At 61.0% G+C, this 11,898-nt stretch carries 12 protein-coding genes; 5 read left to right on the top strand and 7 right to left on the bottom strand.

The window, feature by feature from the left end; translation table 11 throughout:
- Nucleotides 1-23 precede the first annotated feature (23 nt).
- On the top strand, nt 24-998 hold the full coding sequence (locus tag IRY30_RS02785) for a YdcF family protein (protein ID WP_194555865.1): 975 nt from the start codon (nt 24-26) through the stop codon (nt 996-998).
- Here IRY30_RS02785 and IRY30_RS02790 read toward each other — a convergent pair.
- The 6 genes from IRY30_RS02790 to IRY30_RS02815 form a co-directional block, all read right to left on the bottom strand.
- The gene (locus IRY30_RS02790; RefSeq protein WP_194555866.1) at nt 965-2,221 is read right to left on the bottom strand and encodes a dicarboxylate/amino acid:cation symporter; all 1,257 of its coding nucleotides are present in this window, start codon (nt 2,219-2,221) and stop codon (nt 965-967) included. The genes IRY30_RS02785 and IRY30_RS02790 overlap by 34 nt on opposite strands.
- A gap of 170 nt (nt 2,222-2,391) precedes the next feature.
- The gene (locus tag IRY30_RS02795) at nt 2,392-2,595 is read right to left on the bottom strand and encodes a hypothetical protein (protein ID WP_194555867.1); all 204 of its coding nucleotides are present in this window, start codon (nt 2,593-2,595) and stop codon (nt 2,392-2,394) included.
- 10 nt (nt 2,596-2,605) lie between these two features.
- Entirely contained in the window at nt 2,606-3,424 is an 819-nt protein-coding gene (locus tag IRY30_RS02800) for a carbohydrate ABC transporter permease (protein WP_194555868.1), read from the bottom strand.
- Nucleotides 3,421-4,410: a carbohydrate ABC transporter permease gene (locus tag IRY30_RS02805; RefSeq protein WP_194556528.1), complete on the bottom strand. Its 990-nt coding sequence runs from the start codon at nt 4,408-4,410 to the stop codon at nt 3,421-3,423. The genes IRY30_RS02800 and IRY30_RS02805 overlap by 4 nt, the downstream gene beginning before the upstream one ends.
- Nucleotides 4,411-4,612: 202 nt before the next feature.
- Complete coding sequence (locus IRY30_RS02810) at nt 4,613-5,860, bottom strand: ABC transporter substrate-binding protein (protein WP_194555869.1); 1,248 nt, start codon at nt 5,858-5,860, stop codon at nt 4,613-4,615.
- Between the two features lie 162 nt (nt 5,861-6,022).
- Nucleotides 6,023-7,087, bottom strand: a complete 1,065-nt coding sequence (locus IRY30_RS02815) for an ABC transporter ATP-binding protein (RefSeq protein WP_194555870.1) — start codon at nt 7,085-7,087, stop codon at nt 6,023-6,025.
- A 61-nt stretch (nt 7,088-7,148) separates the two neighbouring features.
- On the opposite strand from IRY30_RS02815, the gene IRY30_RS02820 reads away from it, so the two are divergent.
- The 4 genes from IRY30_RS02820 (at nt 7,149) to IRY30_RS02835 (ending at nt 11,106) form a co-directional block, all read left to right on the top strand.
- On the top strand, nt 7,149-8,339 hold the full coding sequence (locus IRY30_RS02820; protein WP_194555871.1) for a sensor histidine kinase: 1,191 nt from the start codon (nt 7,149-7,151) through the stop codon (nt 8,337-8,339).
- A 10-nt stretch (nt 8,340-8,349) separates the two neighbouring features.
- A complete protein-coding gene (locus IRY30_RS02825; protein WP_194555872.1) occupies nt 8,350-9,129 on the top strand; it encodes a response regulator transcription factor in 780 nt (259 codons plus the stop codon).
- A 91-nt stretch (nt 9,130-9,220) separates the two neighbouring features.
- Complete coding sequence (locus IRY30_RS02830; protein ID WP_194555873.1) at nt 9,221-10,225, top strand: ABC transporter ATP-binding protein; 1,005 nt, start codon at nt 9,221-9,223, stop codon at nt 10,223-10,225.
- Nucleotides 10,225-11,106 (top strand): NAD(P)(+) transhydrogenase (Re/Si-specific) subunit beta, encoded by an 882-nt coding sequence (locus IRY30_RS02835; RefSeq protein ID WP_194555874.1) that lies wholly within the window; start codon nt 10,225-10,227, stop codon nt 11,104-11,106. The genes IRY30_RS02830 and IRY30_RS02835 overlap by 1 nt, the downstream gene beginning before the upstream one ends.
- 70 nt (nt 11,107-11,176) lie before the next feature.
- Here the strand turns inward: IRY30_RS02835 and IRY30_RS02840 are convergent, their stop codons facing one another.
- Entirely contained in the window at nt 11,177-11,860 is a 684-nt protein-coding gene (locus tag IRY30_RS02840; protein WP_194555875.1) for a TIGR03089 family protein, read from the bottom strand.
- Nucleotides 11,861-11,898: the final 38 nt, after the last annotated feature.

An 11,898-nucleotide genomic window follows, 5' to 3' on the forward strand; every position in this document is an offset into this window, starting at 1 on the left:
CAGGAAGCGGGCCACTGAGCGCTGTGCTGAACCGCTTCAAGCGCTCCGCCTGGGTGGGTGCAGTAGCCATTGGGGGAGCGGAGCTCTGCTGGGCGCTGCTGGCGGTATTGGTGTGGATCTTCGGCACGGGTGAGCACTGGAGTGCCCTGTTGGTGGTTTATTGCCTGCACTTGCTGCCGCTGCTGGTGGGCGCGCGGTTCTCGCTGCCTTTGGTGCGCACGGGGGATAAGCGCCGGTGGGTGCATCTGCTCACGGTGATGGCTGCGGCAGATTATTTTTCTCTGATACTTGGGGCAGCCGTGGCCGTCACGGTTCCGCACTGGGGAGTGCGGGTTCTCGCAGCTGCGGGAATTGCTGTGTGGCTGGCCGTGCTGTGGAGCTTCCTCACATTCCTGCGCGGGATGGCCGTGAGCCGGACAGCTGTGGCTAACTCCCGGGTTGATGCCGTGGTGGTGCTGGGGTGTGGATTGGTGGGCAGGAGCCCAGGGCCGATGCTGGCGCGGCGATTGGATCGCGCGGTGGGACTGGTGTCGGGGTCCGTGCCCGTGGTGGTTTCCGGCGGCAGGGGTGCGGATGAGGAGATCTCGGAAGCCGCGGCAATGGCAGATTATCTGCGGGGAACCCATGGGGTGCACCTAGCGGAGCGGGGAGTGCCGGTGCTGGAGGAAAACCAGGCAACGAACACGCGCGAGAATCTGCGGCTGAGCGTGGACGCACTGCGCGCTGCGGGCTATCCGGCAGAAAACATTGCCGTGGTGACCAGCGATTTCCACGTCAAGCGAACCGAGGCCACCGCACAATTGGTGGCGGGGTTGCTGGGGGACGGGCAAGGGGAGAGGCCGGTGGCGGGCCCGGCTGATGAGCCGATGAGGCCAGCAAAAAGCGGGCCAGTGCACTTCCAGGTGTTCGGTGCGATCACCCCTGAAGCTGCACGGCCCGCGGCCTATCTCAGAGAGTTTGTGGCTTATTCGCTGTGGCGCATCCGCTCGCTATCCTGAGTTGATCCCACGGCGGTTGCCGCAGTGTCAACGGCAGGCTCCTCAGTGAAGTGCAGGTTGCCCTTGGCGAAACGGTTCACCACCAGCGCAATTGCGCCGTCACCGGTGACGTTAGCCGCGGTGCCGAAGGAATCGATGGCGATGTACGCGGCGATCATCAGTGCCACCTGCTCGGGGCTAAAGCCCAGCATGCTGGTCAGCAGTCCGACCGCGGCCATGATGGCACCACCGGGAACTCCCGGGGCAGCAATCATGGTCACGCCGAGCATGAAGAGGAAGCCGATGGCCAAGCCCACGGAAACGGTCTCGCCGGAAATGTACATCACGGCGAAGGCAAACAGCGTGATCTTCATCATGGAGCCAGCCAGGTGGATGGTGGCGCACAGCGGGATCACGAATCCAGCAACGGACTCGCTCACGCCGTTCTTCTTGGCGCTCTCGTAGGTCACCGGAATGGTGGCGGCAGAAGAGGACGTACCCAGAGCAGTGGCGTAAGCAGGAAGCATGTTCTTGAACGCGGTGATGGGGTTGACCTTGGCGATGGCCCCGGCCAGGGCGAACTGCAGGATGAGCAGGATCAGCGTGCCCACCACGGCCACAATCAGAACCACGAGGAACATGCTGATGGTGTGGGTGAGGTTGCCGTTCATGCCCATGGTGAGGAACACACCGAAGATGTAGATCGGCAGCAGGGGAATGATGAAAGTCTCGATAACCTTCATCACCACGTCACGCAGCTGGTTGCTGGCGCGCAGGAGGCTATCGGAAGGAACGGCGGTCATCGCCAGGCCCACGCAGAAGGCCAGCAGGAGAGCGGTCATCACCTCGAACGGAGGCGGCATCTCCACGGTGAAGAAGCTGGTCAGCTGACCCTCTTCGATGTCCTGAACCGTATCCACGTTCATGTTGCTGAGCAGGGTGGGGTACAAAGCCTGAGCGGTACCGTATGCCAGCAGTCCGGAAACCACCGTGGAGCCGTAGGCGATGGCAGTTGTGATGCCCAGCCACTTGCCGGCACCCTGACCCAGGTTGGCGATCGCCGGGGTGATCAGCGCGAAGATGAGCACTGGAACGAAGAAACTCAGGAAGTTGCCGAACAGGCCGTTCAGCGTGGCGAAGAGCCGCCCCGCCCACTCGGGGGCGAAGAAACTACAGATAATTCCGAGGACGATCGCGACGAAGATCCGGAACAGCAGCGACTGCGTGATGCGCTTAGCTTTCATAAATGGGACTTCCACAACTGTTGCTAGAAGGAGCGAGTTAACTGATAGGAGAGTATCCTGTTCCCGCCCCGGGTAGTTAATGCGGGGTGGTTAATGATTGGACATCCCCACGGTTGCGCCCCCGAAACCCCAATAAACCGCCCGAGCCCCCTGCTGAGCGGTACCCCTGCTTAGCGGTAGCGGCTGTAGCCCTTCCAGGCCAGCGCCAACAAACCCGGCAACACCAGCAAGATCAACGAAGGCATCAGTGCGGGCTCTGGCTGGAAGAGGTTCCACACGCCCTGAATCAGGGCCAGGAACGTGAAGAAACCGAAGAACCCAACCAGGGATTCCCACACCAGTTTCTTGCGATGATCGTCCGGGCTTCCAGCCATATCTGCTCGTCTACTTCACGCCACCAGCGGTCAGGCCGGAGACGATGCGTCGCTGGAAAATCAGCACCATGATCACAAGAGGGATGGTCACTAGGGCGCCCGCAGCCATCGTGGCGGCATAGGGGAACTCGTAGGCGCTGGCGCCGGAGAAGCGGGCGATGGCCACGGTGACCGGCTCAGAATCAGGGGTGGAAAGCTGCTTGGCCAGCATGAACTCGTTCCACGTAGCGATGAACGCCAGGATCGCGGTGGTGAACATTGCGGGTGCTGCCAGCGGCAGGATCACCTTGCGGAAAGCCAGCGAGCGAGAAGCGCCATCCACGCGGGCGGCCTCCTCCAGCTTCCACGGCAGCTCGCGGAAGAAGCTGGTCAGCGTGTAAACGGTCAGCGGCAGCACGAAGCTGATGTTCGGGATGATCAGTGCCTGGTACGTGCCGATCCACTCGATCTTCGAGAACAGCTGGAACAGTGGGGTGACCAGCGCAATGCCGGGGAACATCGAGGCCGCCAGGATGATTCCCGTCACCATTCCCTTGCCCCGGAAATCCACCCGGGCTAGCGCGTAAGCCGTAAACACACCCACGGCCAGCGCGATCAGAGTGGTGGCGAAACTGATGAACAGCGAGTTGCCGATCGCCCGCAGGAAGTTATTACCGGAATCCGTGGCCAGCGCATCGCGGAAGTTATCCATCGTCAGGTGGCTGGGCAGGGGGTTAGTGGAAAAGGTGTAATCCTTGTGGCGCAGTGCCGTGACAACCATCCAGTAGAACGGGGCCAGGCCCCAGACCAGAATCAGCACTACTGCTAGGTAATTGCGAACCGTTTTCATCGCTGGGCTCCTTCCGCCACGTTGGTGCTTGCCGTCTTGGTGAGCGCGCCGTCATCTTTTTTCTTTCGACGCCACCACTTTGTCTTCTTCCCGGAAGTCGGCATGTTTTGTGTGCCACTCACATCCGCGCCGAGGAACTTCACCATGATGAAGGCGATGCCGAAGATCATGAGGAAGATCAGGGTGGACATGGCCGAAGCCGCGTTGTAATTACCCTGCTTGGTGGCCGTGATGACCAGCTGGGAGATCACCGCGGTGGGCGAGTCAGAGGACTCGCTGATCATGATGACGGGCAGGTCATACATGCGGAGGGCGTCGAGCGTACGGAAGAGGATGGCCACCATGAGAGCAGGCTTGATCAGCGGGAGGGTGATCTGGGTGAACTGCTGCCACTTGGAGGCACCGTCCACGCGGGCGGCCTCGTAGACTCCCTGCGGAACCATCTGTAGACCAGCCAGGATGAGCAGCGCCATGAAGGGGGCTGTCTTCCACACGTCGGCGATGATCACCGCGGCGCGCGCGGCCCAGGGGTCCGTGGTCCAGTGAATGGAGGTGCCCAGCACGGAGTTGACGATGCCCTGGTTGGCGAAGATGAACTGCCAGAGCTTGGCGGTCACCGCGGTGGGGATGGCCCAAGGGATCAACACGGCGGCGCGCAGCAGGCCGCGGCCGAAGAAGCTGCGGTTCATCACCAGCGCCATCCACAGACCCAGCAGGGTTTCTAGGAGAACGGTGACCACCACGAAGAAGAGGGTGATCTTCAGCGCTGGCCAGAAGTCCGTGGCCAGCTGGCCTTGCGCACACTCGGCTACTTGGCCGGTGGGGGTCATGCAGCGGTTGGAGAGCCAGTACAGGTAATGCTGGAACCCGGCGAAACCGCCGGAGACGAACATGCCGGTTTCCGGATCCAGGTGCCTATCGGCCTGGAAAGACAGGTAGATCGCGCGGAGCACCGGGTAACCGATCACCACCGCGAGCAGCGCCATGGCGGGTGCGACCAGCCACACAGCGCGGAGGTCTCGCTTCTTCTTGGGTGGCTTCGTGCCTCCACCATCGGGCACCGCGGAGCGAGTTGAGCTCAGAGATGCAGGGCGAGCGGTGGATGTTCCCGAGGTGGTCGGCGATGACACGCGGTCTCCTGTCGATAAAAAGCGCCGGGCTGGTAGCCCGGCGCGTGAAGAAGGGTGATTAACCCTGGGTGTTGCGGATTGCTGCTTCCATGTCCTTGGTTGCATCTTCCACGGACTTTCCGGAGGTCAACGCAGCATAAGCGTTATCCTGAACTGCCTTGGAGAGTGCATCGTAGGTTGGGGAAGCTGGACGAGGCTGAGCGTTTTCCAGAGACACCTTGAGAGCTTCCATGTAAGGGAACTTCTCCTGAATGTCTGCCTCATCGTAGATGGAGGAGCGCACTGGTGGGAAGGAAGCCTCAGCGAAGGAACGCTGGTTTTCCTCGTTGGTGATGAACTCCATGAACTCCAGCGCGGTGGCCTTGTGCTCGGAGTTGACGTTGATGCCGTTGTTGTAGCCACCCAAGGTGGATACGCCCACGCCGTCCTTGCCAACCAGTGGAGAAACCTCCACCTTGCCCTTCACTGCGGAGCCATCGGCCTCGGAGTTTTCGTACATGTATGGCCAGTTGATGGCCATCGCGGTGTCCCCCTGGGTGAAGGAGAGGTTGGTCTCCTCCTCAGTGGCGCCGGTGGAGGCGGAGCTGATGGTGCCATCCTTGTATGCATCAACCATGGCCTGCAGGCCAGCCTGAGATTCCTTGGAGGTCACGGTTGGGGTGGCATCTTCACTGGTGAGGCCGCCGCCCCAGCCAGCCATGAAGCCGGCGGTGTTTACGGTCAGGCCCTCGTACTGCTTGAGCTGGGTGGTCAGGCAGTCCTGGCCCTCCACCTTCTTGCAGGCCTCCACCACGTCGTTCCAGTTCTTTGGCTCTTCCTTGACCATGTCCGTGTTGCGGTAAAGCAGCTGACCATTGGTGTTCTGCGGAAGGGCGAACAGGGTGTTGTTGTAGGTTGCGGACTTCACAGTTGCGGGAAGAAGATCATCGGTCTTGGTCTCCAGCTCACCGGTCAGTGGAGCCAGCCAGCCGTTAGCGGCGAACTGTGCGGTCCACACCACGTCCAGGGCCATCACGTCGATGTCCTTGGAGCCAGCCTGCAGGGACTGCACCAGGGTGTCGCGCTGAGCATCAGCTTCACCGGCCAGCTCCTGAAGCTTGACCTTCTCCTCTGGGTGTTCCTTGTTCCACTTTTCGATGATGGGCCGGAGCTTATCGGTATCGTTCTTGCCCATTGCGAAAGTGATTTCGCCACGGCCATCGGTGTTCTGCGCCTCTTGATTGCTGTCTTCGCTCTCGGAGCAAGCAGTCAGTACCAAGCCGGATGCTGCGAGAACAGCCAGCAACTTCTTATTGGGAAGGGACATGGGGAGCCTTTCTTTCGAACTCAAGGAAACTGTGAAGAATTCCACAGGAGAACTCTTTGTCCGGTCATGCTAGTGGGTTGGGGTGGAAAACTAAGAGTATTTCCGGGATCTGAACCAGCACCCCATACCCCCGTTATGAGAACCGCGGGAGGACCCGCTTGTTTAGTTCTCCACCCGCAGCTCTGTGGATTCATCAAAGAAGTGAACGGTGGCGTCGGGAAGAATGGCCACGCTGACGGACTGACCGTGGGTAGGGGCTGGACCGGTGGAGTTGCCACGGGCGATGAGCTGGCCGTGCGGGGTATCTACATAAACATATGAATCGGCACCCAGCTCCTCCACCATGTCCACGGTTCCGGTGATGCCCTCCTGGGTGGTGCCAGCCTCGGCGGGGCGAACCTCTAGGTTTTCCGGGCGCACGCCGATGATCAATCCCTTGTCCGCGTGGCTTTCCGGCAGGCGCACATCCCAGCCTTCGATGCCACCGCGGGTCTTGAGCAGGTTCATGGAGGGGGAGCCGATGAAGCCGGCCACGAAGGCATTGACTGGGCGGTGGTAGAGGGTTTTCGGGTCGTCCACCTGCTGCAACTCGCCGCCGTTGAGCACGGCCACGCGATCGCCCATGGTCATGGCCTCCACCTGGTCGTGGGTCACGTACACGGTGGTCACGCCCAAGGTGGACTGCAGCTTCACGATCTGCGCGCGGGTTTGCACGCGCAGCTTGGCATCCAGGTTGGACAGGGGCTCATCCATGAGGAACACCTGCGGCTCGCGGACAATGGCGCGTCCCATGGCCACGCGCTGGCGCTGACCGCCGGAGAGATCCTTGGGCTTGCGATCCAGGAACTCCTCCAGGCCCAGAGTTCGGGCAGCCGCCAGCACGCGCTCCTTGATTTCCGCCTTGGGGGTCTTAGCCACCTTGAGGGCGAAACCCATGTTCTCTTCCACGCTCATGTGTGGGTAGAGGGCGTAATCCTGGAACACCATGGCGATATCGCGCTCTTTGGGCTCAGTTCCGGTGACATCCTTGCCACCGATGGTGATGCGTCCACCGGTGGTGTCCTCCAGCCCAGCGAGAGCGCGCAGGGTGGTGGATTTGCCGCAGCCCGAGGGCCCGACCAGCACCAAGAACTCTCCATCGGCAATCTGGAGGTCAAGATCCTTCACCGTGGGGCGTTCTGCTCCGGGGTATTGGATAGACACATGGTCGAATTTCACGTCTGACATGGCTGCTAATCATACTGCAGGTGGACGCGAGAAATATCAGAACTGCCTACGGTGGAAACTTATGCTGAACAATTACCCCTTGGCCTCTTCTGGGCCGTGGTACAAGGAGACTTCGTTGTGGCTGCAGATTTTCCTGCAGCTGGCGGGGTTTGGGCTGGGTACGGCGTTGTTTGTGGATACCGGGACATGGGAGTTGAGCGCCTGGCAGCACGCGGCGTATTACCTGGGGCTGGCAGTGACCTTCGTGGCGTTGCTGGTGCAGCGGTGGAAGGTGACTCCGGGCCTCACAGCTACCGCGGTGGGCTTGGCCTTGGTGGGGCTTTCGGCGATCCCTGCATACCCGCTGACGTATGTCATCGTCTGCTTTGAAGCCTGGTACATCGCCGCCTATGCGCGCACTCGTACCCGGGGATGGCTGGCATTACTGTGGGCGGGTTCGATGGCCTCCGTGGCCTGGTCCTATATCGAGATTAATCTGGGTGGAGACCCAGCTCAGGCACCGGAGCTGAGTTTCCTGGCAGTGGTGCTGACTTTGCTGATCAGTGTGAGCATTGGTCTTTCGGCGATGCTGGGTCGCAACACCGCCAAGCGCAATGACGCCATGGAAGCCCTCGCCGCGCGTGCCGAGCTGGCCACGGTTTCGGAACGCAACCGCATTGCCCGCGAGATGCATGACATCGTGGCCCATTCACTCACCGTGGTCATCGCCCAGGCAGATGGCGGCCGCTATGCCGGGCGCAAGGATCCGGCCAAGGCAATCGAAGCACTGGAAACCATTTCAGACCGCGGACGCGATGCCCTGGTGCAGATGCGTTCCCTGCTTTCCGTGTTGCACGATGGCTCGCAGGAAGACCGCACCACGGCGGTCGCGCCGGGTGTTTTCAGCATCCCCGATCTTATTTCCGACGCCAAGCGCTCCGGAGTCACAGTGGATTATGAAGTCTCTGGTGAACCCCTGGTGCTGGGAGAGGTGCAGGATCTCACGGTGTATCGCATCGTGCAGGAATCCCTGACCAACGTGATGAAACACGCGGGTCAGGTACGGGTGGTGTTGAGGTTGGAATGGGAAAAAGACAAGCTGAGCATCGTGGTGGATAACCAAAAGGGAGACAATGAGTTGGGCGGATCCGGCCGCGGGCTCACGGGTATTGCCGAGCGCGCGCGAGTACATGGCGGGTCTGCCACGTGGGGGCCGTCGAAGCTCTTCGTGGGCGGCTGGAATGTCACTGCTGTGATGCCAGTGGCGCGTTAGGGTGGCTGGCATGAAGCCTTCTCAGATTACGGTCGGTCTTGCGGATGATCAGCCGCTGGTGCGCGCGGGTTTTTCCCTGGTGCTGGATTCGCAGGAGGATATTGAGGTGGTGTGGCAGGCCGAGAACGGCCAGCATGCCAAGGAGCTGGCGGAATCACAGCCGGTGGATATCATCCTCATGGACGTGCAGATGCCGGTGCTCGATGGGATTGCCGCCACCGCGGAGATCTTGGCTTTGGCCCCGCGCGGGCCAGGCGGGGAAGACACAAAGATCATCGTCCTCACCACCTTCGATAACGATAATTACGTGCTGCGATCCGTGGAGGCAGGTGCCAGTGGGTTCCTGCTCAAGGACGCGGAACCTGAGGAGTTGCTGGCGGCGGTGCGCACGGTGGGGGAATCGGAAGCTGTCATCAGCCCGCGGGCAACCTCCCGGTTGTTGCGTCAAGTTCGACGCCTCACCGCGTTAGATAATTCCGGTGTCCCGGCTGGTGGAGCTGAAGCTGAGGCCCATGGAGAAATGGCAGCGCGAGCGGTGCCGGCTTCTGCGGATGATGGCTCCTTGGGGCTGGCCGATCCCTTGACCCCGCGCGAGTTGGAAATCCTGCGCTTGATGGCTCGGGGTAAGAGCAACCAGGAGATCGCCGGAGAGCTGTACATCTCCCTTCCCACGGTGAAAACCCACGTGGGGCGGGTCCTGCTGAAAACCGGTTCTCGGGACCGGGTGCATGCGGTATTGTTCGCTTTCAAGAATTCCCTGGTTGACCCCGAGGGATTACTCGGCGGCTAGGGGGTCATCCCCCAGGATGACACCAAGAAGTTTTCAGAAATGATACTTCGGGTTGATGTACCACGGAGATTTTCACTGAATGATAGAAACCATGATCACAGTCGAAAACCTCAGCAAGCGATACGGTAAAAACACCGCTGTCAGCAATCTCAGTTTCCACGTCCCCGATGGCCAGGTCACTGGCTTCCTCGGCCCCAACGGTTCCGGCAAGTCCACCACCATGCGCTGCATGCTCGGTTTGGATGCTCCCTCCGAAGGCCACGTTGCATTCAGCGGTGCCTACGCGCACGGGGAGGGCTACCACGGCAGCTTCGCTTCCCTGGACGCGAAGTCCGCGGTGGCAGGCTCCGTGCTGGATGCGCACTGGTTTGAGCCCAAGCGTTCCGGCATCAATCACCTGAAGGCAATCGCGGCCGGTGCCGGAGTGTCCGATTCCCGCGTTCAGGAATGCCTGGACATGGTGGGTCTCACCGATGCCGCCAAAAAGAAGGTCGGCGGCTACTCCCTGGGCATGAAGCAGCGCCTGGGGTTGGCCACCGCGCTGCTGGGAGACCCGCAGCACCTCCTCCTGGATGAGCCGGTCAACGGCCTGGATCCAGAGGGTGTTTCCTGGATCCGCCGAGTGATCAGGCAGCTGGCCTCCGAAGGACGCTCCGTGCTGGTCAGCTCCCACCTGCTTTCTGAGATGCAGCAGACCGCCGACCGCCTCGTGGTGATCGGCCGTGGGCAGCTCATCGGTGAATACTCCATGGCCGAGTTCTTGGCAGATGGAACCAAGGTCATCGTGGAATGTCGCGAAGCAGTGCTGTTGGGTGAACAACTGCGCAGCAAGGGCCTGGAAGTGCAGGCGGATTGCGAGCGCGTGCTCAACGTCAATGTGGGGCAGAACGTCAACGAGGAGCAGATCCGCAATCTGGTTGCGGAAATTGCTCAGCAGCAGGGCTTCTTCGTCACCGGGCTGCGCACCGAGGCCGCCAACCTGGAGCAACGCTTCCTCGCGGCTACCTCACAAGCTCAGGAATACCGCACCCATGACATCGCGGGATCTGCCCCCGCAGCTCAACAGTTCACCGCTAACCAGCAGGAGGCAAAGTAATGAATGCAACTCACATCCCCAATCCTCAGCCGAGCCCACAGCCCAGCCCACAACCGGGTCCTCAGCCAGGTGCTCAGGTAGGTGCACAGGCCAGCCCACAGCAGACCAATCGCGTGCAGAAGAGCAACGTGGTGGCAAAGAATTCCCACCTTGGACATGCGCTGAAGTCTGAGTTTCGCAAGATGGCATCGGTGCGCGGCACCATCATCTGGGCCATTCTCTTCACCGGCAGCCTCTACGGCTTCATGGTGCTCCAGGGTCTGTTTTCCTCCCAGCCCATGAACATTGAGTGGTCGGATCTATCAACCGGCCTGATGGTCTTCATCCTGCTCGCGGTTGTGTACGGTGCTTCCGCAGGTGCCAGCGAGATCAATAACCACATGCAGGCTCATTCTTTCCTCACGCAGAAATCGCGGTGGCACTGGCTGGGCGCGCGTTTCATCCTGATCGCGCTCTTCACGATTCTCAACTACGCAGCCGGCGTACTGCTCGGCCTGCTGGTGGTGGCGATTCTCCCCAAGCTGGAATTCACCGGTGGGGACATCAAGTACACGGTGATGCTGGCGCTGGTGATGGCGGGCTACGCGCTGATCGCAGCCGGAATCGCAGTGATCACCCGCAGCCGCGTGGCAGGTTTGACGCTCCCACTGGTGTGGATGATGGTCATTGAAAACATCCTGCTGAGCGTGGCCGGTCAGTACGAGATCGCCCGCGTGCTCTACGAATGGTCCCCGGGCCACATTGCTCTGGACCTCATGATGAATGCCGGTGTGGAAGGCCAAGGCCCAGATGTGGGACACATGTTCCTGGTCCTCGCACTGTGGGTCGTCGTAGCCACTGGCGCGGCATTCTTCTTCAACTGGAAGCGCGACGTGAAGTAGTACCTCACTCGCTCCTCCCGCGGGTTATCCCTGAACCTCAGCTGGCGCATACTTCAAGCTGACGCGGTGCTTAAAGCACCACGTCGGCTTTTTCTGTGTCCTGAAGTTCCGCCAGGCGCTCCGGGGAAGCATCGGTGGAAACCACCACGGAACCACCAGCCAGCAAAGGGGAGAGGCAGCGGATAAGACCTGCCACGTCATCCCACGCTCCGCACACCACGCGAGCTCCCTCCGTGACTTCCAACTGCTCCAAGCTCATCTGCAGTTTGGCCTGATCAGCGCTGGGAATCACGGGTGCGGTGCCCATGAAGGCATCCGGCTGTACGCGCAATTCGGGAGAGAAGTCGTTGATGCCGAAGGGAACCTCACCCCCGGCTTCCTCCACCCCGCGGCCGAAAGGATCGGAGGAGAGAAGGTAAACCTCGCGCACCTGAGCTCCGGCAGGGGAATCCTCGAACTCCTCGGCCAGCTGCAGCGAATCAGTGAAGAGAACATCTGGGGTGTCGGTGCTGGCGTCGATAACAAGGGCGCCTACTTTCCACGCACCGATGGCCACGCACGCGGGCTGCCAACCAGGGGCGGCGGCAATGGCCACGGAATCGCCTTCACCCACACCGAGGCTTAACAGCAGATTGGCCACCTTGGACTGCCAGTTGGCCAGGGTGATGCCGGAAAGTTCCATTCGCCCGGCCTCGGTGTAGGTGGTCAGGCGTGGGGCAGCGGGCTCATCGAGCAGGGGGGTGATCAGATCCATGCTCACCCACACTAGCGAGTTGCTAGACCGTGCACATT

It is taken from the genome of Corynebacterium suicordis DSM 45110 (assembly GCF_015351405.1).
Lineage (GTDB): Bacteria > Actinomycetota > Actinomycetes > Mycobacteriales > Mycobacteriaceae > Corynebacterium > Corynebacterium suicordis.

Excerpts from the sequence above, each read along its gene's own strand:
- IRY30_RS02790 (WP_194555866.1), bottom strand. The coding sequence starts at position 2,221 with ATGAAAGCTAAGCGCATCACGCAGTCGCTGCTGTTCCGGATCTTCGTC.
- IRY30_RS02810 (WP_194555869.1), bottom strand. The coding sequence starts at position 5,860 with ATGTCCCTTCCCAATAAGAAGTTGCTGGCTGTTCTCGCAGCATCCGGC.
- IRY30_RS02815 (WP_194555870.1), bottom strand. The coding sequence starts at position 7,087 with ATGTCAGACGTGAAATTCGACCATGTGTCTATCCAATACCCCGGAGCA.
- IRY30_RS02800 (WP_194555868.1), bottom strand. The coding sequence starts at position 3,424 with ATGAAAACGGTTCGCAATTACCTAGCAGTAGTGCTGATTCTGGTCTGG.
- IRY30_RS02840 (WP_194555875.1), bottom strand. The coding sequence starts at position 11,860 with ATGGATCTGATCACCCCCCTGCTCGATGAGCCCGCTGCCCCACGCCTG.
- IRY30_RS02835 (WP_194555874.1), top strand. The coding sequence starts at position 10,225 with ATGAATGCAACTCACATCCCCAATCCTCAGCCGAGCCCACAGCCCAGC.
- IRY30_RS02825 (WP_194555872.1), top strand. The coding sequence starts at position 8,350 with ATGAAGCCTTCTCAGATTACGGTCGGTCTTGCGGATGATCAGCCGCTG.
- IRY30_RS02820 (WP_194555871.1), top strand. The coding sequence starts at position 7,149 with ATGCTGAACAATTACCCCTTGGCCTCTTCTGGGCCGTGGTACAAGGAG.
- IRY30_RS02795 (WP_194555867.1), bottom strand. The coding sequence starts at position 2,595 with ATGGCTGGAAGCCCGGACGATCATCGCAAGAAACTGGTGTGGGAATCC.
- IRY30_RS02805 (WP_194556528.1), bottom strand. The coding sequence starts at position 4,410 with ATGGCGCTGCTCGCGGTGGTGATCGGTTACCCGGTGCTCCGCGCGATC.
- IRY30_RS02830 (WP_194555873.1), top strand. The coding sequence starts at position 9,221 with ATGATCACAGTCGAAAACCTCAGCAAGCGATACGGTAAAAACACCGCT.